Source organism: Haloactinopolyspora sp. (assembly GCF_027324685.1).
In the GTDB taxonomy this organism is placed as follows: Bacteria; Actinomycetota; Actinomycetes; order Jiangellales; family Jiangellaceae; genus Haloactinopolyspora.
In genome coordinates this window covers 21,472-42,742 of sequence record NZ_DAHVSH010000188.1, presented here as the reverse complement: position 1 = coordinate 42,742, position 21,271 = coordinate 21,472, and the positions used below count along the sequence as shown (strand labels likewise).

The window sequence follows — 21,271 nt, the reverse complement described above, 5'->3', positions numbered from 1 at the left end:
GCGCTCACCGGCCGGCATCGCTGATCCGTGGCATCATGCATGAGAGACCTCTCATGATGGTCTCATCGCGGTCTAGTCGGGCTGGAACAGCATCGTGAGCATGAAGTCTGCTGTCGCACTCGCGTTGGCCGGCCTGGCTGTGATCGTCGCCGCGGTGGTCGGTGTCGGTGCGCTGCTCGCCGGACCGTCGGCCGGGTCCGACCTCGGTGGTCCCGTCGACGTCGGCGCCACCGACAGCACGGGCTCCGATCGCGGGGCGACGAGCCCGGCCGACAGCGCTTCGCCGTCCCCGACGCCGGACCGGACGAACCCACCGCGGCCCACCCCGACCGACGACGATGACGATGACGACGATGACGACGACGTGGGCGAACGGGTCAGTCCGCCGCCGCCGGTGAACCCCGACGACGACGATGACGATGACGACGATGACGATGACGACGAGGAGGATGACGACTGAAGCGCGACAGCGCCGGCGCCGTCGTTGACGGGCGCGTCTGGCTGTCAGTCCGCACCCGAGTCCTCGCGGCGGTCCTGGGGGCGACGATGCTGGGCATGCTCGTCGCCGGGGTGGCGGCCTTCCTCGTGCAGCGTGAACGGGTCGACGCGAGCATCGACGACAACCTGGCGCAGGAGGTCGAAGAGTTCCGGGAGTTCGCCCGGAGCGGGATCGACCCGGAGACCGGCGCTGAGTTCACGTCGGTGTCGCGGTTCCTCGAAGTCATCTTGCGGCGCAACGTTCCGGACGCCAACGAAGGCCTCGTGGCCCTGGTGGACGGGCGGCCCGCGTGGGTGCCGGGAACCGAGGTCGACGTCCAGCTCGAGGACGACCCGGAGTTTCTGCGCGAGGTCGCCCAGGTCCCCGACTCCGCTCGGGTCCAGCCCCGCACGGCCGAGACGTCGCTCGGCGCGTTGCGCTACGTCGTCGTGCCCGTGTCGGTGCCCGGCGACCCGTCGTCCGGGCGCTACGTCATCGCCTACTCGCATGATCTGGCGCACGCCGACGTCGTGGACGCGTTCCAGACCTTCGCCGCGGTGGCCGCCATCTCGGTGGTCGCCGTGGGCATCGTCGGTTACGCCGTCGTCGGCCGACTGCTGGGGCCATTGCGGCTGCTGCGCGAGACCGCCCAGCGCATCAGCGACACCGATCTGTCCGGCCGGATCGCCGTCAGCGGCAACGACGATGTGTCCGAGCTCGCCCGTACCGTGAACGCCATGCTCGACCGGCTCGAGGTCGCTTTCGCCGCCCAGCGCGATGCGCTCGACGACGCCGGGCACGAGCTGCGTACGCCGATCACCATCATCCGCGGGCACCTCGAACTCGTCGACGTCGACGACCCCGCCGACGTCACCGAGACCCGCGACCTGGCCCTCGACGAGCTCGACCGGATGCACCGGATGGTCGACGAGCTCGTCATCCTCGCCAAGGCCAAGCGCCCGGACTTCGTGCGCCCACGCCCGGTCGAGGTGGGATCGCTGCTCGACGACGTCGTGGACAAGGCCGAAGCGCTCGCGCCGCGGGCCTGGACCGTCGACGCTCGAGCGGAGGCGAGCCTGCTGCTGGATCCGCAGCGCATCACCCAAGCCTTGCTCCAATTGGTGATGAACGCGGTAACGTTCACCGATCAGGGCGACATCATCGCAGTGGGGGCGCAGGTCGACGATGACGTGGTGCGGTTGTGGGTACGCGATTCTGGACCGGGCGTGGCGCCGGAGGACGCAGAGCGCATCTTCGACCGCTTCGCCCGGGGGGACGGCGGCCGGGGCGGGGAGGGTTCCGGCCTCGGGCTGGCCATCGTTCGCGCCATCGCCGAAGCGCATCGTGGCCGAGTGGTGCTCGACGGGCGCCCCGGCGAGGGGGCGAAGTTCACCCTCGAGCTGCCGGCCCACGTCGCTCGCGCCGACGAGGCAGCTGTGGAGGGCTAGATGCACAGGATTCTGATCGCCGAAGACGAGTCGCGCATCGCCTCGTTCGTCGAGAAAGGGCTGCGCGCCGAAGGCATGACGCCGACGGTGGTCGGTGACGGCCGCGCCGCCTTCGACTACGCCATGACCGGCGGGTTCGACCTGATGGTTCTCGACATCGGGCTGCCGGTCATGGACGGGTTCTCGGTCCTTCGGCAGTTGCGAACCGCCGGCAGCGAGATGCCGGTGATCATCCTGACCGCGCGTGATTCCACGACCGACACCGTCGCCGGCCTCGAGGGCGGCGCGGACGATTACATGGCCAAGCCGTTCCGGTTCGAGGAGCTGCTGGCCCGGATCCGGCTGCGGCTACGTGAGGACCGCTCGCCGGACTCGATGCTGCTGCGTCAAGGTGGCCTGACACTCGACTTGCGCACCCACCGCGCCACCGTCGACGGGCGTACCGTCGAGCTGTCGGCGCGGGAGTTCGCGTTGGCCGAGACGTTCATGCGGCACCCGGGCCAGGTCCTCAGCCGAGAGCAGCTGCTCAGCCGAGTCTGGGGATACGACTTCGACCCGGGCTCGAACGTCGTCGACGTCTACGTGCGGTATTTGCGCCGCAAGCTCGGTGGCGAGCGGTTCCACACGGTTCGGGGCGTCGGTTACCGCTTCGTCGGCGACGAGTCCGACGCGGTGGAGGAGCCGGTGGGTCCGGCGCCTCGCGCCGACTGAGGCCGAAACAACAGTGGCACCAGCGCTGCGCTGGTGCCACGGTGCTGAGCTGAGCGTGCCAGGGCCGCCGTGCCGCGCCAGGGTCATCGAGGCGACGACGCGCTGTTCGCCGAGGCCGGGCTGGCCGGGGTGTTCGCCGAGGCGGCCGTGTTCGCCGAGGCAGCGGTGTTCGCGGAAGCCGCGGTGTTGGCCGACGCGGCAGAGCTGGCCGAGGCGCTGGTCGCCGCCGAATCCGACTGCGACGAGTCACCCGGCGAGACGGGGCCCTCGATGCTCGGCGACGACGGCGGAGCGTCGTCGCTGAACGACGGAGCCGCGACGACGGCACCAGCACCGATGCCTACCGCAGCCAGCGCCCCGACGGCGACCCACTTCTTCTTCTTGACCTTCACGACGTTCCTCCTTGCCGGTGAGCAACACCGGAAACGTTGCTGTTCGGTGCTGACATCCTCAGTTTCGACAGGCCGGGTGAAGCTACGAGGAGAGCCGGATGAGAGAGCTCTCAGATTCGCGTCGAGCCGGCCCCGAGCCACTGCTCGGCCAGCTCGATCCGCTCGACCGTGGCGGCCTGCCAACCAGGCTCCTGGGCGCGATACGGCCCGGTGGCCAGCGACATCAACACTCCGGCCGTGCGGGCGTACAACTCGCGCCGATCAACCTGCAGTTCGAACCGCTGCGTCCACTGGGTCAGCGCGCTACGCGCGGCCGCGGCCGCCGGCTCGCGAGCGGTGATGCTCAGATGGGCCAGCAGGCACGCCAGGTCGTCCGCGCGGCGGCCGGGGCCGATCGTGTCGATGTCCAGCAGGCCGGTCACGGCGCCGTCGGCCACCAGCAGTTGTGCCTCGTAGAAGTCGCCATGGGTGGGCTCGTCGCCATCGGGGTCATCGGCGATGGCCGCCTCGATCCTTCCGGCCACATCGTGCACTCTGGCGCTGACCTGCGGGTACGCAGAGGCCACGACGCCGGCGTAGTGCACGGCGTGCGCCGACCACGCCCGGCGCCGAGGCAACTCGGCGACCTGCGCCGGGAACAGGTCCAGCACGGAGAGCAGGTCGTCGGCGCGCACCGGCACCGGGTGCGGGCCCATGAGCAGGGACCCCAGCGACGTTCCGGTCAGGGCTTCGAGCGCGATCACGCCGTCCGCGCTGGTGCCCAGGACGCGGGGCACCGGGACGCCGGCCTCGGCGAGCAGGCGGTGCCGATACTCCACGTCGGCGACGGCGCGCGGCCGCAGAACCTTCAGGAACATCCGCTGGGTACCGGCGCCGAAACGGACCTCGACCACCGCCCGTTTCCGGGGGCGGTAGGCGACGACGCGTACCTGCAGGCCCTCGGGATCATGGCCCATGCTGCGAAGCAGCTCGCGCACCGTGGAGTCGAAGGTGACGCCGGGAAGTCCCGGGAGCTCGGGGTCGAACGGGAACCGCCACACCTGGACGTGCCGGTCGCCGTCGGTGACCACCGGACCCGGCGGAGGTGCCCCGGTCGAGGTGCTCGCCCCGAGGGTCTCCACCCGTTCGCCGTCCGGCCAGGCGACGGTGGCGTTGTACGACACCGTCGTGCGATCCGACGGACGATGATCGACGTCGCGCAGCGACCAGTGCAGCAAGCGTCCGCCCGCGGGTTCGATGGCCGCGGTGAGCAAGTCCGCGGCGTCGGCTCCCGTGAGCAGCTCCAAGCCGTCGTCAGTGGTCGTAGGCACGATTCAAGCATCACCACCGCTGGTAAGCGACCGATGAGCCGTCGATGAGAGAACTCTCATCGACGTTGTGCGACCCCACCACATCACCGACTTCGCGACCGGGACAGGCAGGATAGGGAGATGACGACGCATGACGATGCCGCCACGGCCATGAGCTCCCTGGCTGACGAGTACTGGGAGCACGAGCTCGAAGCCCACCCGCTGTACGCCTCGTTCCTCGGGGACCACCGCTACGACGACCGCGCCGACGACTACTCGGTCGAAGCCGACATGGCCAAGCGGGAGCGGTATCTCACCCTGCGCGGCCGGCTGGCGGCCGTCGACGAAAATGCCCTGAACGACACCGACCGCGTCACACGAGAACTGCTGCAGGGCGAGCTCGACGACGCGATCCGGCGGATCGACCTGCGCCTGGTCGAGCTGACCGCCGACCAGATGCAGGGCGCGCACGCCGAACTGCTGATGATCGCCGGGCAGCTGCGGGCCCCCGAGCCCGAGCATGCCCGCAACGCGGTGAGCCGCATCTCGGCCATGGCCACGATGCTCGACCAAGCGGCCCAGCGCTACCGCGACGGCGCCGCGGCCGGGCGGACCCCGGCGGCGATCAACATCACCCGGTCAATGCATCAGGTGGACGGCTACCTCGCCTCACCCCTCGAGGACGACCCGTTCGTGTCGCTGGCAGGTCCCGAGAACTGGGACGGTGAGCAGGAGTGGCGCCAGGAGCTGGCCGAGGCCGTGCGGCACACGCTGCGCCCGGCATTCGCTCGCTATCGCGACGTGCTCGCCACCGAACTCGCCCCGGTCGCCCGCCCCGACGAGCAGGCCGGCTTGTTGCATTTACCCGAGGGCGAGCAGATCTACCAGACGCTGATCGAACTGCACACCGGCCTGCCGTTGAGCGCCGATGACCTGCACCGCATCGGCCTCGAGCAGGCCACCGAGACGATCCGGGCCGAGTTCGCCGAGGTGGGCGAGCGGGCCTTCGGCACCTCCGATGTCCGGGCGATCTTCGATCGCCTGCTCAACGACCCTGACCTGCGGTACAAGGACGGCGACGAGATCGTGCGGCAGGCGACCCGGTGCCTGGACGCGGCGCAGGCCGAGATGGCCGCGTGGTTCGGCACCCTGCCCGCCGCGCCGTGCGTGCTCACGCCGGTCCCGGAGTACCTGGCGCCCGACGTGCCGCCCGCGTACTACCTGCCGCCTGCACCCGACGGCAGCCGGCCGGGGGAGTTCTTCGTCAACCTGCACGCGCCGACCGAGCGCGGCCGGTACTCCACCGCGTCCATCGCCTACCACGAGGCGATCCCGGGCCACCACCTGCAGCTGGCGATCGCCGCCGAGTCCGCCGGCCTGCCGGAGTTCCGGCGGCTGGGCATGGGGCACACCGCCTTCGTCGAAGGCTGGGCGCTGTACACCGAACGCCTCGCTGACGAGATGGGCCTCTACGCCGACGACCTCGACCGGCTGGGCATGCTGTCCTCCGACGCCTGGCGAGCATGCCGGCTCGTCGTCGACACCGGGCTGCACGCGCGCGGCTGGAGTCGTCAGCAAGCCATCGACTTCATGGTCGAGCACATGCCGGTCGATCTCGACACCATCACCGTCGAAGTCGACCGCTACATCGGTATGCCTGGTCAGGCACTGGCCTACAAAGTGGGCCAGCGTGAGATCCTCAGCCTGCGTGAGCAGGCGCGACGCGAGTTGGGCGACGCCTTCGACGTGAAAGGCTTCCACGACGCCGTGCTCGGTGCCGCGACCATCAGCCTGCCGGTGCTGCGGCGTCGCGTGCACGAATGGGTGACTCGCGTACGCGGCTGACCGTTCGTCGACACCACGACACGTGATCATGCGCGATGACCAATTAGGCTGACCGCATTGACCCGACGAGCAGATCGGGCCATGACACATACGGGAGGAGTTGTGTCCGCCGTGCAGACGGACGGATCAAGTCATTCAGGCGTTCTGACCAGTAGGTGCGGTGATCGTCGGTGACCACCGCACTGGCCCTTGTCGCCGTCTTCGTTCTCACCTTCGGGACCGCCTACTTCGTCGCTCAGGAGTTCGCCTACGTCTCCGCCGACCGGGTGGAGCTCTCGCGGCTGGCCGCGGCCGGAAACAAGCGCGCCGCTTCGGCGATCCGGGTCATGGAACGGCTGTCCTTCATGTTGTCGGCTGCCCAGGTCGGCATCACCGTCACCGGCTTGCTGGTCGGGTTCATCGCCCAGCCTGCGTTCGTCGACGTCATCGACCCGGCGCTCTCGGCGGTGGGGGTCCCTGACGTCGTGGTGTCCGGCCTGGCCGTGGCGATCGGCTTCGGCCTTGCGACGGCGGTGCAGATGCTGCTGGGCGAGCTGTTCCCGAAGAACGTCGCGCTGGCCACGCCGGAGCGGCTGGCGATGCTGCTCGCGCCGTCGACCCACGTGTATCTCGCGGTGAGCGGCCCGCTGGTGCGGATCTTCGACAACTCGGCCACCTGGATGTTGCGCAAGGTCGGCATCGAGCCGGTCGAGGAGTTGCACCATGGTGCGACCCTGGAGGAGCTCGGGCACGTCATCGGCGAGTCCCGAGAGCAGGGATCGTTGTCGCCGCAGATGTCGCGTCTGCTCAGCCGAGCGTTGACGTTCTCGGACCATACGGCCGGGGAGGCGATGATCCCGCGGCCCGACGTCGTCAGCGTGGGTCGGGACGAGCCGGCGGCCGCGGTGATCGATCTGATCACCGAGTACGGGCATTCGAACTACCCGGTCTTGGGCGAGAGCACCGACGACGTCGTCGGTGTCGTCGGCGTGCGTGAGCTGATGTATCTGCCCGAGGTGGACCTGGCCCGCCGGCCGGTGGGTGACCTCGTCCGGGCGGCGCTGCTGGTCCCGGACAGCCTGGCCCTGCCCGCACTGGTGCAACAGATGCACGACGCCGACGACGAGTTCGCCGTCGTGGTCGACGAGTACGGCGGTCTGGCCGGGATCGTGACCTTGGAGGACATCTCCGAGGAGCTGCTCGGCGAGATCACCGACGAGACCGATCGACAACCGACGCTGGCCACCCGGCACGGGGAGTGGTGGCGCGTGGACGCCGGGCTGCGTGTCGACGAAGCAGTCGAACAGACCCGGCTGCCGCTGCCGGAGTCCGACGACTACGACACCGTCGCGGGCATGATCGTCGCGGCGTCCGGCCACTTCCCGGTACCCGGTGAGCGGCTGACGCTACCGGCGGCGCCGCACGACGACGCTCGGCTGATCGACATCGAAGTGCTCACGGTCTCGCGGCACGTGCCGGAGTTCGTGTTGATCAAAGAACGCCTCGACGTCAAGGGTGAGCACGTCGCCAGTGCGGGGGCCGAGTCGTGAGCCCGATGACGGCGATCGCCGTGACCCTGGCCCTGTTGGCGGCCAGCGCGTTCTTCGTCGCCACGGAGTTCGCGCTCGTCGGCGCCCGGCGACACCGGCTCGAGCAGGCCGCGGCCGAAGGGCGACGCGGCGCCCGAGCCGCTCTGCACGGCGTTCGCGAGCTCTCGCTGATGTTGGCCGGTGCGCAACTGGGCATCACCATGGTGATGATCGGCCTGGGCATGGTGTCCGAGCCGGCCTTCCACCACCTGCTGGAGCCGCCGCTGTCGGCACTGGGTCTGCCGTCGGGGGTCGCTGACGTGGCGGCCCTGGCGGTGGCGCTGGTTGTCGTCACCTACCTGCACGTCGTCGTCGGTGAGATGGCGCCGAAGTCGTGGGCGATCGCTCATCCCGAGCGCTCGGCCATGCTCCTCGCGCCGCTGTTCCGGGCGTACACGGCGGGCGTGCGCTGGGCGTTGCAGTCGATGAACGCGACGACCAACGTGCTGGTCCGGCTGGTTCGATTGACCCCGCGCGACGAGATCACCACGGTGCGCAACCGCGAACAGATCCACCAACTCGTCAGTGAATCTCAGCGCCTGGGCCTCATCGGCGACGACGATCACGGTCTGCTCACCCGGGCACTCGGGGCGCCTGAGCAGCCGGTGCGCACCGTCATGGTGGCGGCGGCACAGATCGTCTCGGTGCCGGCGACGGCCGGCCCGCAGGAGGTCATCGACGTCGGGCGCGACAGTGACCGAACCCGGGTCGTCGTCCGCGATGAAACCGGCGACGTGGTCGGCGCCGTGCACGTGCGCGGCGCGCTGATCGCCCGGAACCGTGGCGCGGCGTGGACGGCCGGTGCGGCCGCCATGCCCGTGCCCAGAGTCGCGCCCGACGACGATCTGGCCCACGTGGCCGAAGTGCTCCAGGGCGCGCGGTCTCAACTGGGTGTGGTCGAGGACCGCGACGGGACCGTGGTGGGTTTGGTCAGCATGGACGACGTCGTGACGGCGGTGTTGCTGAGTTGACGGCGGTCTCGTGGATCGCGCTGCTCACCGACTACGGTCGGCGGGACGGGTTCGTCGCGGCCTGTCACGGTGTCATCGCTCGCATCGCGCCGTCGGTCCGGGTGATCGACATCACCCATGACGTCCCGCCACAGGACGTTCGGCACGGCGCGGCGGTCTTGGCGCAGACCGTGGGGTACCTGCCGCCGTCGGTGATCGTCGGCGTCGTCGATCCCGGTGTCGGCACCGGCCGGCGGGCGGTGGCGCTGGGCGCCGGTGACCACGTTCTGGTCGGTCCCGACAACGGACTCCTCACCTGGGCCGCCGATGCGTGCGGCGGCGTTCATCGCGCGGTCGAGCTGACGTCGCCGCGGTTCCACCTCGACACCGGCGCCACCACGTTCGACGGCCGGGACGTGTTCGCGCCGGTGGCCGCGCACCTGGCCGGAGGGCTCGCGATGACCGACCTCGGTCCCGAGCTCGCTGCCGATGACGTCGTGCGGTTGCCTGACCCGTGGGTGCGCGTGCAGGACGGCCGGTTGGAAGCCGAGGTGCACGTCGTCGACCACTTCGGCAACGTCGCCCTGGCTGCGCGCGCAGCAGACCTCGAAGCGGCACGACTGGCTGCGGCCGACACCGTGCAGGTGGCCGTCGGCGATCGGATCTCGGTGGTCCGGCTCGCCCGGTCGTTCGCCGAGGTGGCAGCGGGTGAACTGGTGGTGTTGGTCGATTCCGCCGGTCACGTGGCGGTGGCCGCGAACCGCGGTGACGCCGCCGCTGAGCTCGGGCTGCGTCCAGGGGACCGGGTGGTTCTCAGCGCCTGACGGTGGCGACGGCGAGGGTGGCCGCCTCGGTGCCGTCCCAGCTGCCGATCAGCCGGGCATCGCCGGCCACTTCGGTCCCGATCTCGCGGACGACGACGATGTCGACTGACCCGGCTGTCACCACCGTCGTCGCTCCTTCGTCGTGAGCGGTGACGGTCTCGATGGCCGCGACGTTCTCGGCGCGGGAGCCGGCTGCGTGGACGCGAACCGTCGGCGGCCGCGGGACGAGCTCGCCGTCCACGTCCATCACTTCCTCGGCCTGCTCCCCGCCGGCGAGGATCGCTGTGGCCAGTGCGGTCGCCCAGACCGGATCGCCGGACGCGTCGTACACCCAGCGCGTACCCAGCACCGAGTGCTCGGCGGTGCCGAGCAGGAAGTCGTCCGCGCCGGGCAGCGGTGCGCCTCGATAGGAGAGCGGGACGTGAACGATCACGTCACCGTCGGCCTGGATCAGCATGCCTTGCAGACCCACCTCGCCGGCGGGGTCGTCGAAGCGGTATGCGCCAACGTGGGTGATAGCGGGGCTCGCGGTGAACCACGACCTGGTCGGCAGCCAGGACGTCAATAGCTCGAGCTTGGATGGGGTGAGAGTCGCTCGGTGAATGAGTGCCACAGGTCGATCCTAGGGGGTCGGTTGGCACGAACAGGTTGGACGAGTTTGCAGTCTTGGCAACATATCTTGCCGCTGGCCGAGATGCAGGCGCACAGTGGAGATCTCCGGAACCGATGAGAGGAACTGAGCGCGTGATGGATGCCCAGCACTGGGACGAGATGTACAGCAGCCGCGAGCAGGTGTTCAGCGGCAACCCGAACGGCGTGCTCGTCGCCGAGGTCACCGACCTGCCACCGGGCCGGGCGCTCGACGTCGGTTGCGGTGAGGGAGCCGATGCCGCCTGGCTCGCGCGACGCGGCTGGCAGGTCACCGCCGTCGACATCTCCGAGGTGGCGCTGCGCCGTGCCGCAGCGACCGCCCCCGACGTCGACGGCCGGGTGGCGTGGAAGCAGGGCGACCTCACCACGTCGCCGCCCCCGGCCGGCGCCTTCGACCTGGTGTCCAGTCACTACTTCCCGCTCATGCGCGCGCCGGGCCACGCGGCCCTGCACGGCCTGCTGGCCGCGGTCGCCCCTGGCGGCACGTTGCTCTTCGTCACCCACGCCCTCGCCGACTTCGCCGCGCACGAGCACGAGGACTTCGACCCGGCCGACTACTACCAGCCCGACGAGGTCGCCCAGTTTCTGGACGCCGGGTGGGACGTGGTGGTCAACGAGACTCGGCCCCGTACCGCCCCACCGCCGCCGGGTACCCATCACATGAACGACACCGTCCTGCGAGCTCGGCGCCGCCCGGTCAGCTGACCGGCGCCACGCCGCGGTGCAGCGCTGCGTACACGAGGTCGCGCAGTTCGTTGACTTCGTCACCGCTGAGCGTGCGATCGACCGGTCGCAGGACGAGGCGGAGCAGGATGTTGTGCTGGCCCGGGCGGATGCCCAACCGGCGCCGAGCCGCCTCAGGGAGCTCGGCGTAGGGCGTACTCGACAGCACGCTCACCTCTTCGACGAGATCGGCCCGCGTGCCGAGCGCCTCGCGGACCCGGTCGCCGATGATCTCGGCATCGTCATCGGCGTCCACCGCCACGGACAGGTCGCGGCGAGCCGTCGGCAGGTCCGACACCGGGGTGTAGGGCTCCAGGTCGAGCATCTGGTCCGCGATCCGCGGATCGGCAGAGCGCAACAACCGGATGTCCGGGATGTGCTTGCGCAGCATGAGCAGCCGGTCCAGGCCCATGCCCAGGGCCAGGCCGCTCCACCGGTTCGGGTCGAGCCCGCAGCGGGCCAGGACGTCCGGCGCCGCCAGTCCGCACTCGGCGATCTCGACCGGGGCGTTGTCACGGATCGCCTCCACCTCGCGTCCGCCGACGGTGTACGGATGCGTGGTGGCGTTCCACCGCCAATGGCTCCCCGGGAGCAGTGTCTGGGCGAGCGTGCTGACCATTCGGTGCAGGTCGTCGTGGTCGAGCCGGGGCCCACCAGGGCGTAGCAGCCACAGGTCGAGTTGGTGGGGTGCACTCGTGTGCAGTCGATCGATCGCGTCCCGGCGGTGACAGATACCGGGCAGGACCAGCAGTACGGGTTGCTCGGGACCCGTGGCGAGGCGGCGCAGGGCCGGCGGGATCCCTGCGCTCGTGTGGCTGCGCAGCATCGTGGTCGCGCTGATGTAGCGGGTGTAGCGCACATCGCGCGCGACGGCGTCGGGCTGATAGCCCAACCGGTCGTAGTTGTCTTCGAGCGAGACCACGGGGCGCGATCGTTCGACCTCAACGGCGCAATCCCACAGCGCGGCCAATGCGCTCGCGGCATCGTCGACGAGGAGCTGGAGTGCGTGCCGTCCCTGCGCCGGATCGGTGAGATCACGCAACTGCAGGGCACGAACCAGCGCCGGTACGGGCAGGGCCTGCGGCGCGGCAACAGGATCGGATGAAAGGACAGAAGTGGACATGACCAGGCCTTCGGATCGAGACGACGGATCAGGGAGCCTCCCCCGGTCGGTCGTCCGCGAAGGGCCTAGGCGCGCCTGGCCTCCGGGCGGCGGACGTGCACCGACCGGGGGCAGCTAAACCAGCGTTGACCTGGCATGGGTAGAACCTTATCCGACCGCGAGATGATCAGCCAGCCGAGCCAGGCAGTCGTGCCAGCCCTTGAGGTGGTCGTCGCGTTGCAGCTCCGTGGCGTTCTCGCTGTGGGTGACCACGACCTCGCTACCGCCTTCGTGGGGCCGGATCTGGACGGCGACCTGGGTGAACGGCGACATGTCCCCGTCCCAGGCCCACAAGAACGTCAACAGCTCCGGCCGACGGATCTCGCCGTAGATTCCGCGGACCGCGACGTTGTTCCCGGCCGGAAGTCCGGTGCTGCGGAAGGCGAACCGGCCGCCGGGCCGGGGATCGGTTTCGTACAACGTCGCGAACGAGGCGGGCCAGTACCACGTAGCGAGACGGCCGGGCTCGGTGAACGCGGCGAAGACATCGTCAGGCTCGGCGTCGACGGTCACCGTGAGTACGGCGGTGCCAGCATCTGGTGTGGATGATTCGACCATAACGGCAGACTCTAGGACACGTGCGTCCTGCCTGACGAGAACGAAATTCCGTGATGGTCACCGGTTCGCCGGTATCTACTCGCCCTCGTGCAGCAGACCCCGTTGGTAGGCCAGCGCCACCGCTTCCGTACGACTGCCGGCGCCGAGCTTCGCCAAGATTCTCGAGATGTGGACGCTGACGGTCTTCTCGCTGATGTAGAGCTGTTCGCCGGCTTTGCGGTTGGTGTGACCCTGCGCGACCAGTTCCAGGACCGCACGTTCGCGTGGCGTGAGCAGGTCGACCGTGGGCGCGGGGACACCGGGAACGCTCAGCCGGGCCCGGCGCGCCAACTCCCGCAGGGCCGCGGCGAGCGGCCGGGCACCGAGTTCGTCGGCGATGCGCAGGGCAGCGACGACCTCGGCGGTGGCGGCATCGCGCTCGCCCCGTGACACCAGAGCCTCAGCCAGCCGCCAACGCGCCAGGGCGATCGGATAGACCTCGCCGTAGCCGAAGGCCTCGACGACCTCGCTCCAGGCGGCTGGATCGTCCACGCCGTGCAGTCGGGCGGATTCGGCGTGCATCCGGGCCAGCCAGGCTTGCCCTTCCGGACCGAGCTTGTCCGCGCGCGGAACGCCACGGCGATGGGTCTGCTCGGCGAATTCGATCAGACGCTCGCCGTGCGCGACCGCGGCGGCGTGGGCCACGGTGTCGCCGCGGGAGAGTGCCTGGCTGGCCAGGTCTGCCTGGAGGGCGATGCCGAGCGTGGCCACCCGGATGCCGCCGAGCGGCCAGTCCATGCTCGACGACTTGCGCATGGACGCCAGGGCTTCGTCGACCATGGTCGACGCTGCCTCGGCCTGCCCTTGCCATCCCGCCATCTCGGCGCCGGCGATACCGGCGAGCTGGGCGATCTGGCTGTCGCGATGCCACTCCGGATAGACCTTGGCCAGTTCGCGCTCGGCCTCGTCGAAGCGGCCCAATCCGACCTTGACGATGGCTCCGGCCGCCGCGAGCAGTGCGGTGACGGTGTCGGAGACCGGCTCTCCGGGCGGACTCGACGCCGCGATCGCATCGGCCCAGCTTCCGTGGGCGTAGTGCATCATGACCTGCATCCAGCGCAGATGGAGACCGTACGGACTCCACGTCAGCCCGAGTTCGGAGGCGCGGGCGGCGGAGTTGTCGGCGACCTGGGTGGCGCGGTCGATCAGACCCTGTTCGTAGAGCATGACGACCAGGTTGAACAGGGCGCGCAACTCGGTGTTCGGGGCCTCGGCGTGCACGGCGCGTGCGCGGGCCTGCTCGAGCAGGGCACGCGCCTGCTCGACAGCGCCGGTGTGGACGTCGTGATAGGCCAGCGTGATCAAAGCATCCGCTTCGGCTCCCGCAGCCCCGGCGACACGAGCCTCGGCGGCTGCCTGCTCGGCGAACGAGCGGCCCTGTTCGTCCAGCGGCGTCGTCCGGGCACGCAGGGCCAGCACCCACGCCCGGGTGGTGCTGGGCTCGGTGTCCTCGATCAGTGACCACGCCTCGGCGATCACGCGGTCGGCTTCGTCGTCGCGGGAGTTCGCCGTCAACACCTCGGTGAGTTGGCGGCGCATGTCGGCTCGAGCCAGCAGGTCGTCTTGACTGTCGGCGAGCGAGACCGCTGCCTGCGCATAGGCCAGGGCCCGTTCCGGATGACCGGCCGCCGCGGCGACATAGGCCGCCGTGCGCGTCAGCGTGAACTCGTCGACACCGGCTCGCGCTTCGGCGTCGTCGACCCCTTGCCACAGCTCGAGCGCCTGCTCGACATGGCGCAGCTCCGCCGAGAGCGCGCCCACCCGCATGGCCTCGGCGGCCGCCCGGACCGACGCCGCCAACGCGCCGGGCAGATCGTTGCTGTGCAGGCAGTGGTAGGCCAGCCAGGCCGCGAGGTCGTCCCCGCCGACGGCTCGGATCCGTTCGGCGTACGCCGCGTGCAGACGTACGCGCTGGCCGGGTAGCAGATCGGCGTACACGGCCTCGCGCAACAGGGCGTGGCGGAAGGTGTAGGCGTCGTCGGCGTCGGTGACGAGGATGTGATGGTGCACCGCCTCGCGGAGTCCGGCATCGAGCTCGTCGTCGTCCATATCGGCTACCGCGCGCAGCGCCGAATGCAACACATGTTGGCGCCCGGAGACCGACACGGCGCCGACGACCTTCTGCGCGGCCGGGCTCAGTGATTCGACTCGGGCCATCAGAACGTCGGCGAGAGCGGTCGGAAGGCCTGCGCGCGGGTCGGAGCTCGCGGCGAACAGTTCTTCGGCGTAGAAGGCATTGCCCTCGGACCGGCCGGCGACCTCGGCCACGATGTCGTCGGGGGCGTCCGGGCCGGCCAGCGCCTGGACGAAGCGCACCGCGTCGTCGGGACCGAACGCCGGCAGGTCGAGACGCTCGACGACCGGCAGCCGGACGATCTCGGCGAGGAACGGCCGGAGCGGATGCCGGCGATGCAGGTCGTCGGCGCGGTAGGTGGCCACGATCAGCAACCTCTGCGTGTGCAGCCGGGAGAGCAGGAACGACAGGAGGTCGCGCGTGGACGCGTCACTCCAGTGCAGGTCTTCGACCGCGACGACCAGACAGGACTCGTCCGCGAGTTCGGACAGCGCCCCGAGGACGGAATCGAAGAGCTGCAGCTGGCCGAGATCGGCGTCCCAGGCCGGGGCAGCGCTCGCGCCATCCGGGCGGCGGACCAGCGCGGCCAGCGGTGCGCGAGTGGCCACGACGTCGTCGCGCTCGGCCTGCACCTGCTCGATGATCTCCTTGACCGGCAGGTACGCCAGGCCCTCGTCACCGATGCCGAGACACCGGCCGAGCAGGACCCGGGCGCGCCGCGAGCGCGCGTGGGCGATGAACTCGGCGAGCAGGCGGCTCTTGCCGACCCCGGCATCACCCGAGACGACGACGGCCGCTGCGGAGCCCGCCTCGGCCCGCTCGAGCGCGGCCTGCAATCGCGCGAGTTCGGCTTGTCGCGCAACGAACGGCACGTCGGTGCCCGGCCTGGTCATGTACTGATCGTGGCACATGGCGCCGACAGGTCGCCGGTCACAGCGAACCGGCGAGCTCCTCGGCGGTCGGCGGATCCGCCCCGACGCGGGTGCAGGTCAGCGCGGCGGTGAGCGCGGCACGGTCCAGGATGGGCCGCAAGGTCGCCGGTCCGGCGGTGTCCAGGCGATCGCGGTGCCGGCGGCCGAGCAGCCCGGCCAGGCGCAGCGAGTCCACGAGCCCCGACGTGAAGGCGTCCCCGGCGCCCACGGTGTCGGCCACGTCCACGGGGCGGGCGGCGACCTCGACGGTCGCACCGGTCGAGGTCACCGCATGCGCCCCGGCCGCGCCGAGGGTCACCACCACCAGGGCCGGCCCGCGCGCGGCCCAGCCAGCGGCCACGTCGACCGGGTCGGTCCCGGGGACGAGCCAGGCGAGGTCCTCGTCGCTGACCTTGACGACGTCGGCCAGCGCGATCAATTCGTCCCAGCGCGCCTGCACCTGCGCCCGCGTCGGCAGCAGGGCCGGGCGGAGATTGGGATCGAGCACGATGCTCGCCCCGTCCTGGCCGCGTACCCGCCGCACCAGCTCGAGCAGGGCCGTCGCGCCGGGCTCGCGCGCTGCTGCGATGGAGCCGGTGACCAGGGCCAGGGCTTCGGGTGGCAGCTGAGTGGGCAGTTCGGCCTCGGTCCATCCCCAATCGGCGGTGCCGTCGGCGTAGAAGTCGTACGTCGCGCGGGCCTCGTCGTCGAGCGTGACCACCGCGAGCGTCGTCGGGTCGCTGGTCGAGACCGCAGCATCGAGCAGGACGTCGTTGGCGGCCAAGTGCTCTCGGATCACCCGGCCGAAAGCGCCCGAGCCGAGCCGCGCCAGCAGATGGGTCGGGGCGCCGAGACGGGCCAGCCCGACGGCGACGTTGGCCGGCGATCCTCCTGGCACCGCGCGGTAGCGCCCGTCGGGCTCGGCGACGAGGTCGATGAGTGCTTCGCCGGCGACGTACACCTCACCGGCACGGTCTCGGCCCGGCTCGACGGTCTCGTTGCTGTTGACATGCTGATCCGACACGCCGATACCGTAGCGGCCGGGTTGTTCTCGCGGTGCGAGCGCACGGTGGTTGGTGTTCGATGCGCGGCCGTCATCATCTAACGTTGTGCTTCTCACCACACATCGAGGAGTACTGTCACCGTGGTCAGCGTTCCGAGCGTTTCGTACTCGATCACCGTGCGGCTGGAGGTGCCGGCCGGCGGCCAGGCGGTCAGTCAGCTCACCGCCGCTGTCGAGAAGGCCGGCGGCCTGGTGACCGCCCTGGACGTCACCGGTTCCGGGCACGACCGCATCCAGGTGGACGTCACCTGCGCGGCCACGTCGTCCGGACACGCCGGGGAGTTGGTGACGGCGCTGCGCACGGTTCCCGGCGTGGTCATCGGCAAGGTCAGCGACCGGACGTTCCTGGTGCACCTCGGGGGCAAGATCGAGGTGAAGTCGAAAGTACCGATCCGCAACCGCGACGACCTCTCGCTCATCTACACCCCCGGGGTGGCGCGGGTGTCGCAGGCGCTCGTCGACAACCCGCAGGACGCGCGGCGGCTGACCATCAAGCGCAACACCGTCGCCGTGGTGACCGACGGCTCGGCCGTGCTCGGGCTGGGCAACATCGGGGCGACGGCCGCGCTCCCGGTGATGGAGGGCAAGGCGGCGCTGTTCAAGCGGTTCGCCGGCATCGACGCGTTCCCGGTCTGCCTCGACACTCAGGACACCGACGAGATCATCCGCACCGTGGAGCACATCGCGCCCGTGTTCGCCGGTATCAACCTCGAGGACATCTCCGCTCCGCGGTGCTTCGAGATCGAGGCCCGGCTGCGCGAGCGGCTGGACATCCCGGTCTTCCACGACGATCAACACGGCACGGCCATCGTCGTGTTGGCCGCGCTGTACAACGCGTTGAAGGTCGTCGGTAAGGACATCGGCTCGGTCCGGGTCGCGATGGCCGGTGCCGGCGCGGCCGGGCACGCCATCGCCCAGCTGCTCGTCGCCGCTGGCGTCAGCGACCTCGTCGCCTGCGATCTCAACGGCGTCATCCATCGCGGCCGGGCGGACTTGTCCGGCGTGCCCACGTGGTACCTCGATCACAGCAATCCGCGCGGTGTCGACGGCGCCCTGTGTGACGCGGTGTCCGGTGCTGACGTGTTCATCGGCGTGTCGGCGCCCAACGTTCTCACCGCCGCCGACGTCGCCACGATGGCCGACGACGCCATCGTCTTCGCGCTGGCCAATCCCGAACCCGAGATCGATCCGCACGAGGCCGGCGAGCACGCCGCCGTCGTCGCCACCGGCCGTAGCGACTACCCGAACCAGATCAACAACGTGCTGGCCTTCCCCGGCGTGTTCCGCGGCCTGCTCGACGCCCAGAGCCAGTCGGTCACCACCGAGATGCTCACCGCGGCGGCTCAGGCGCTGGCGGGTACCGTCACCGACGACGAGCTCAACCCGTCGTACATCATCCCGAGCGTCTTCCACTCCGGCGTCGCCGATGCCGTCGCCGCCGCGGTGCGCGGCAGCGTCGAATCGATCCGCAAGGTCGCCGAAGAGACCGGTGACTTTCCCGCGATCCGGGTGTGAACACCTCGCCGCGCGGAGGACGATGAAGCCATGGCCATGAATGCCGAGTCGCTCACCGGGCGGTTGCTGGTGGCTGCCCCAGCTCTGCGTGGATCGACGTTCGACCGGGCCGTGGTGCTCATGCTCTCGCACGACGGCGACGGCGCGCTGGGCGTGATGGTGAACAAGCCCACGGAGGTCTATGTCGACGACGTGCTGCCGGGATGGGCCACGGTGGTCTCCGAACCCGGCGTCGTGTTCCAGGGCGGACCGGTGAGCCTCGACAGCGCCCTCGGCCTGGTGGCGGTCAGGGGCGCCGATGAACCCCTGGGTATCCGCCGGGTGCGCGGCGAGGTCGGCGTGGTCGACCTCGACACCCCGGCCGAGATCATCGAACCGGCCATCACCGCGATGCGGATCTTCGCCGGCTACGCCGGGTGGGCCCCTGATCAGCTCGAAGGCGAGATCGACGAGGGCTCGTGGTACGTCGTCGACGCCGAACCCGGCGACGCGTTCCGGGTGGACGCCGAAGGCCTGTGGTCGGCAGTGCTTCGCCGGCAGTCCGGTCCGCTGGCGTTGCTGGCGACCTTCCCCGCCGACCCGTCGCTGAACTGAGCGACACCACCCGGGCCGGCGTCAGTCCACTTCGGCGAGCTCGACCGACCCGTCGTCGCCCGGCGTGATCCGGACGACACGCCACGTGGTGCCGTCGGCGTCGATGGTCTCGTCGATCCCCAGCGTGTGGACCTCGTTCTCGCCGTCGTCGAGATAGCCCACGTCGACCTTGATCGGGTCGGTCTGGAAGTTCATGATCGCCAGCGACCGCTCCCGGTTCTCGTCCAGCCAGTGCGGGACGCCACGGCGCAGGGTGATGGTCTCACTGGACTCCGGAACCTCGGTCTCACTGGTCAGCTCGTCCGGCTCGTCGTCGCTGCAGCCTGCGCCGACGAGGAGCGTCAACGTGGCCAGGGCGGCGCAGGCCGCCCGCGGCACCCGTCCCCGGCGAGCCCGGGCCGGACGGGGGGTCACGCAATCTCCAGGATCACGTAGCCGCGATCGCCCGGCTGGATCTCGGTGACCCGCCAGCTGGCCTCGGCGGTGTCGATCCGGTCGCCGACGGCCAGCGTGTGTACCTCGTTGGTGCCGCCGGACAGATGCCCGAGGTCGACAGTGCCGTTCTCGGTGTCGAACGACATGATGGCCAGGGCGCGATCGCGGGTGGCGTTGTCGAGCCAGTACGGGACCAGGCGGCGGATGCGGATCTGCTGGGCCATGTCAGCCTCCTGTCGAGAACGAGCCGGCGCTGGAGAAGAACTCCTCGTACTCCTCGGGCGTCATGTACAACTTCGGGTGACCACTACCCCACGGATTGCGCAGGATGATCTTGCCGTCATCGGTGAAGCCGTCCACGACGTAGGCGTGCCCGGTGACGTAGCCGTTTTTGAACTTGTCCGGCACCTTCTTCTCGCCGGGCGTGCCGGTGACCACGACCTCGCCGTTCTCGTAGGCCTCACGGACGTCGTCGAAATCCGCGCCGATGTCGTTGGACGGCTGCCCGCTGAGGTACGGGCCTGCCTTGTCGGTGTAGTCGCCCTCGATCGCGCGGTACGAGCCGGCGAACCCGTCGTTGTCCTGGTCGTAGAACGCGGCGAAGGCCTTTTCGTAGTAGGCGACCCACAGCTCCTGCTGGCCCCCGACACCGGCCGGATTGCCGTTCTCGTCGAGCGGCAGCTCTGGGCTGACCGTGACCCAGTGAGCCTCGCCGTCTTGGTCGTAGAGGCGCACCGAGATGGTGCCGTTGGGGTTCTCCTTGATGTTGTTGCGGATGGCGTCGGGGTTCTGGTCCGCCATGCCCACGAGCGACGCGAGAAACCAACAGTCCCCGACGGCGCCTTGGTTGATGTCGTCAGGGGACACGCCGTTGTCGAACAGCGGGCGCGGCGGGTCGGGCACACCCCAGGTGACACCGTCGACGGTGACACCCTTCTTGTTGTCGTCGCCCGGGTCGAACGGCGGCTGCACGCCGGGAAACATCTCGATCAAGATGTCCCAGTTCTCTGGCGTGGCCTTGCTGAGGAGCACGCTGGCCAGGTCCAGCCGTTCGTGATGCGGCAACCCGTTCGAGTCGAACGGGTTCAAGCCGGAGTCGCCGGTGTCGTTGATCAGGTCGCCGAGCATTTCGCGTTCTTCGGCCGACAGGTCCTCCAGGACCCAGTTGAGCTCCACCGAGGACAGCCCGGTCAACGTGTTGGCCAGGGTGCGCAAGTCGTCACGGTTGCCGTTGACGCCGAAATCCTTGTCCTTGAGCGCGCGGATGGCCTCCAGCGCTTCGTCGGCGTCGGCCCGGCTCGGCGCAGATTCGTCGAGGAAGGCCAGGCTGGGGTCGACGGTGATGCCGTCCTTCTCCAGCTCCTTGAGCTCCTCGAGATGATCGCAGCGCCGGCCGCTGCTGTCGGCGATGTCGTCAAGGGGCGAAGACAGTGCGCCGGGTGGATACAACGGCATCCCGAACAGGTTGATCATGACCCGCTGCAGAAGCGGGCTCGACGTCACCGGGCCTTCAATGTCGTCCTGCGCGTCGGCCAGTACGGCTGCGAGGTCTTTGTGCAGGGTGGGCGAACTGGCGGCCGCGCCCTTCAGCCCGCGCACCAGACTCCGGATCTGCGGGATGTCGAAACCGACGTAGTGGCTGGCCTGTTGCGGCGGGCCCATCGACGCTCACTCCTTCTCGTCGGCTTGCTCGTCGAGCCGGTTCGCTTGGGCGCGCCACTCTGCCAGGGTGTCCTCGAGGTCTTGTGCCATCGTGCGCAGCTCGCGCTGGTACTCGGTCAGTTGGGTGGTGGCCTCGCCGGCGTACTGACCCGTCCACACACCCTGCGTCGTCGCGATCTCGACCTCGGCATCGATATGCGTTTCCAACGGCTCGACCAGCGCTTCGGCCCGCCGGGCGCTCTCACGCAGTCGTTCTGCGCGCTCGCGAAGCTCCTTCGCGGACGGCTCACCCGGCTCGTCTTCGGTGCACATGACGCGGAGCATAACGGGCGCGAAACGTGTCCCTTAGCCCTGGGGACGGCACGGGTTGAACCGGCGC

21 protein-coding genes are annotated in these 21,271 nt (G+C 69.9%); 10 read left to right on the top strand and 11 right to left on the bottom strand.

Going from position 1 to position 21,271, the window contains the following annotated elements; all coding sequences use genetic code 11:
• The first annotated feature begins 100 nt into the window (after positions 1–100).
• The 3 genes from M6444_RS20655 to M6444_RS20645 all read left to right on the top strand — a co-directional run bounded on the left by M6444_RS20655 (position 101) and on the right by M6444_RS20645 (position 2,637).
• Positions 101–460, top strand: coding sequence for a hypothetical protein (locus tag M6444_RS20655; protein WP_298331747.1), 360 nt, complete (start codon positions 101–103; stop codon positions 458–460).
• Positions 461–555: 95 nt separating this feature from the next.
• Positions 556–1,926 (top strand): HAMP domain-containing sensor histidine kinase, encoded by a 1,371-nt coding sequence (locus tag M6444_RS20650; RefSeq protein WP_298331744.1) that lies wholly within the window; start codon positions 556–558, stop codon positions 1,924–1,926.
• Complete coding sequence (locus M6444_RS20645; RefSeq protein ID WP_298331741.1) at positions 1,927–2,637, top strand: response regulator transcription factor; 711 nt, start codon at positions 1,927–1,929, stop codon at positions 2,635–2,637. It abuts the gene before it with no gap.
• 83 nt (positions 2,638–2,720) lie between these two features.
• Here M6444_RS20645 and M6444_RS20640 read toward each other — a convergent pair whose 3' ends face one another.
• Positions 2,721–3,029, bottom strand: coding sequence for a hypothetical protein (locus tag M6444_RS20640; protein WP_298331738.1), 309 nt, complete (start codon positions 3,027–3,029; stop codon positions 2,721–2,723).
• A gap of 110 nt (positions 3,030–3,139) precedes the next feature.
• The gene (locus M6444_RS20635; protein ID WP_298331736.1) at positions 3,140–4,339 is read right to left on the bottom strand and encodes a phosphotransferase; all 1,200 of its coding nucleotides are present in this window, start codon (positions 4,337–4,339) and stop codon (positions 3,140–3,142) included.
• 120 nt (positions 4,340–4,459) lie between these two features.
• On the opposite strand from M6444_RS20635, the gene M6444_RS20630 reads away from it, so the two are divergent.
• From M6444_RS20630 to M6444_RS20615, 4 genes are all read left to right on the top strand, one after another.
• On the top strand, positions 4,460–6,163 hold the full coding sequence (locus tag M6444_RS20630) for a DUF885 domain-containing protein (RefSeq protein ID WP_298331735.1): 1,704 nt from the start codon (positions 4,460–4,462) through the stop codon (positions 6,161–6,163).
• A gap of 170 nt (positions 6,164–6,333) precedes the next feature.
• Positions 6,334–7,692: a hemolysin family protein gene (locus M6444_RS20625; RefSeq protein ID WP_298331733.1), complete on the top strand. Its 1,359-nt coding sequence runs from the start codon at positions 6,334–6,336 to the stop codon at positions 7,690–7,692.
• On the top strand, positions 7,689–8,702 hold the full coding sequence (locus tag M6444_RS20620) for a hemolysin family protein (protein ID WP_363326446.1): 1,014 nt from the start codon (positions 7,689–7,691) through the stop codon (positions 8,700–8,702). Before M6444_RS20625 ends, M6444_RS20620 begins: the two co-directional genes overlap by 4 nt.
• Entirely contained in the window at positions 8,699–9,505 is an 807-nt protein-coding gene (locus tag M6444_RS20615; protein ID WP_298331729.1) for an SAM-dependent chlorinase/fluorinase, read from the top strand. The genes M6444_RS20620 and M6444_RS20615 overlap by 4 nt, the downstream gene beginning before the upstream one ends.
• Here the strand turns inward: M6444_RS20615 and M6444_RS20610 are convergent.
• Positions 9,495–10,118: a hypothetical protein gene (locus tag M6444_RS20610; protein WP_298331727.1), complete on the bottom strand. Its 624-nt coding sequence runs from the start codon at positions 10,116–10,118 to the stop codon at positions 9,495–9,497. The genes M6444_RS20615 and M6444_RS20610 overlap by 11 nt on opposite strands.
• Positions 10,119–10,252: 134 nt before the next feature.
• Between M6444_RS20610 and M6444_RS20605 the strand changes: the two genes are divergently transcribed.
• Positions 10,253–10,861: a class I SAM-dependent methyltransferase gene (locus tag M6444_RS20605; protein WP_363326451.1), complete on the top strand. Its 609-nt coding sequence runs from the start codon at positions 10,253–10,255 to the stop codon at positions 10,859–10,861.
• Here M6444_RS20605 and M6444_RS20600 read toward each other — a convergent pair.
• From M6444_RS20600 to M6444_RS20585, 4 genes are all read right to left on the bottom strand, one after another.
• Positions 10,854–12,002, bottom strand: a complete 1,149-nt coding sequence (locus M6444_RS20600) for a hypothetical protein (protein WP_298331723.1) — start codon at positions 12,000–12,002, stop codon at positions 10,854–10,856. The two genes, M6444_RS20605 and M6444_RS20600, sit on opposite strands and share 8 nt — an antisense overlap.
• Before the next feature lie 147 nt (positions 12,003–12,149).
• Positions 12,150–12,599 carry an SRPBCC domain-containing protein gene (locus M6444_RS20595; RefSeq protein ID WP_298331721.1) on the bottom strand — a complete coding sequence of 150 codons (450 nt, stop codon included), beginning with the start codon at positions 12,597–12,599 and terminating at the stop codon, positions 12,150–12,152.
• A gap of 75 nt (positions 12,600–12,674) precedes the next feature.
• Positions 12,675–15,605, bottom strand: a complete 2,931-nt coding sequence (locus M6444_RS20590; RefSeq protein WP_298331719.1) for a helix-turn-helix transcriptional regulator — start codon at positions 15,603–15,605, stop codon at positions 12,675–12,677.
• A 37-nt stretch (positions 15,606–15,642) separates the two neighbouring features.
• Complete coding sequence (locus M6444_RS20585) at positions 15,643–16,584, bottom strand: carbohydrate kinase (RefSeq protein ID WP_363326450.1); 942 nt, start codon at positions 16,582–16,584, stop codon at positions 15,643–15,645.
• A 183-nt stretch (positions 16,585–16,767) separates the two neighbouring features.
• On the opposite strand from M6444_RS20585, the gene M6444_RS20580 reads away from it, so the two are divergent.
• Together M6444_RS20580 and M6444_RS20575 are read left to right on the top strand one after the other, a co-directional pair.
• Positions 16,768–18,201 (top strand): NAD-dependent malic enzyme, encoded by a 1,434-nt coding sequence (locus tag M6444_RS20580; protein ID WP_298331715.1) that lies wholly within the window; start codon positions 16,768–16,770, stop codon positions 18,199–18,201.
• A 36-nt stretch (positions 18,202–18,237) separates the two neighbouring features.
• A complete protein-coding gene (locus M6444_RS20575) occupies positions 18,238–18,795 on the top strand; it encodes a YqgE/AlgH family protein (RefSeq protein WP_363326449.1) in 558 nt (185 codons plus the stop codon).
• 21 nt (positions 18,796–18,816) lie between these two features.
• On the opposite strand, the gene M6444_RS20570 is transcribed toward M6444_RS20575, so the two are convergent.
• The 4 genes from M6444_RS20570 to M6444_RS20555 are packed head-to-tail and all read right to left on the bottom strand — an operon-like array spanning position 18,817 to position 21,204.
• Positions 18,817–19,209: a DUF6406 domain-containing protein gene (locus M6444_RS20570; protein WP_298331710.1), complete on the bottom strand. Its 393-nt coding sequence runs from the start codon at positions 19,207–19,209 to the stop codon at positions 18,817–18,819.
• Entirely contained in the window at positions 19,206–19,454 is a 249-nt protein-coding gene (locus M6444_RS20565) for a DUF6406 domain-containing protein (protein ID WP_298331707.1), read from the bottom strand. Before M6444_RS20565 ends, M6444_RS20570 begins: the two co-directional genes overlap by 4 nt.
• 1 nt (position 19,455) lies before the next feature.
• Complete coding sequence (locus tag M6444_RS20560; RefSeq protein ID WP_298331704.1) at positions 19,456–20,892, bottom strand: C2 family cysteine protease; 1,437 nt, start codon at positions 20,890–20,892, stop codon at positions 19,456–19,458.
• Between the two features lie 6 nt (positions 20,893–20,898).
• Complete coding sequence (locus tag M6444_RS20555; RefSeq protein WP_298331701.1) at positions 20,899–21,204, bottom strand: hypothetical protein; 306 nt, start codon at positions 21,202–21,204, stop codon at positions 20,899–20,901.
• Positions 21,205–21,271 lie beyond the last annotated feature (67 nt).

Excerpts from the sequence above, each read along its gene's own strand:
- M6444_RS20655 (WP_298331747.1), top strand. The coding sequence starts at position 101 with ATGAAGTCTGCTGTCGCACTCGCGTTGGCCGGCCTGGCTGTGATCGTC.
- M6444_RS20650 (WP_298331744.1), top strand. The coding sequence starts at position 556 with ATGCTCGTCGCCGGGGTGGCGGCCTTCCTCGTGCAGCGTGAACGGGTC.
- M6444_RS20645 (WP_298331741.1), top strand. The coding sequence starts at position 1,927 with ATGCACAGGATTCTGATCGCCGAAGACGAGTCGCGCATCGCCTCGTTC.
- M6444_RS20630 (WP_298331735.1), top strand. The coding sequence starts at position 4,460 with ATGACGACGCATGACGATGCCGCCACGGCCATGAGCTCCCTGGCTGAC.
- M6444_RS20605 (WP_363326451.1), top strand. The coding sequence starts at position 10,253 with ATGGATGCCCAGCACTGGGACGAGATGTACAGCAGCCGCGAGCAGGTG.
- M6444_RS20600 (WP_298331723.1), bottom strand. The coding sequence starts at position 12,002 with ATGTCCACTTCTGTCCTTTCATCCGATCCTGTTGCCGCGCCGCAGGCC.
- M6444_RS20595 (WP_298331721.1), bottom strand. The coding sequence starts at position 12,599 with ATGGTCGAATCATCCACACCAGATGCTGGCACCGCCGTACTCACGGTG.
- M6444_RS20590 (WP_298331719.1), bottom strand. The coding sequence starts at position 15,605 with ATGACCAGGCCGGGCACCGACGTGCCGTTCGTTGCGCGACAAGCCGAA.
- M6444_RS20575 (WP_363326449.1), top strand. The coding sequence starts at position 18,238 with ATGAATGCCGAGTCGCTCACCGGGCGGTTGCTGGTGGCTGCCCCAGCT.
- M6444_RS20565 (WP_298331707.1), bottom strand. The coding sequence starts at position 19,454 with ATGGCCCAGCAGATCCGCATCCGCCGCCTGGTCCCGTACTGGCTCGAC.
- M6444_RS20560 (WP_298331704.1), bottom strand. The coding sequence starts at position 20,892 with ATGGGCCCGCCGCAACAGGCCAGCCACTACGTCGGTTTCGACATCCCG.
- M6444_RS20555 (WP_298331701.1), bottom strand. The coding sequence starts at position 21,204 with ATGTGCACCGAAGACGAGCCGGGTGAGCCGTCCGCGAAGGAGCTTCGC.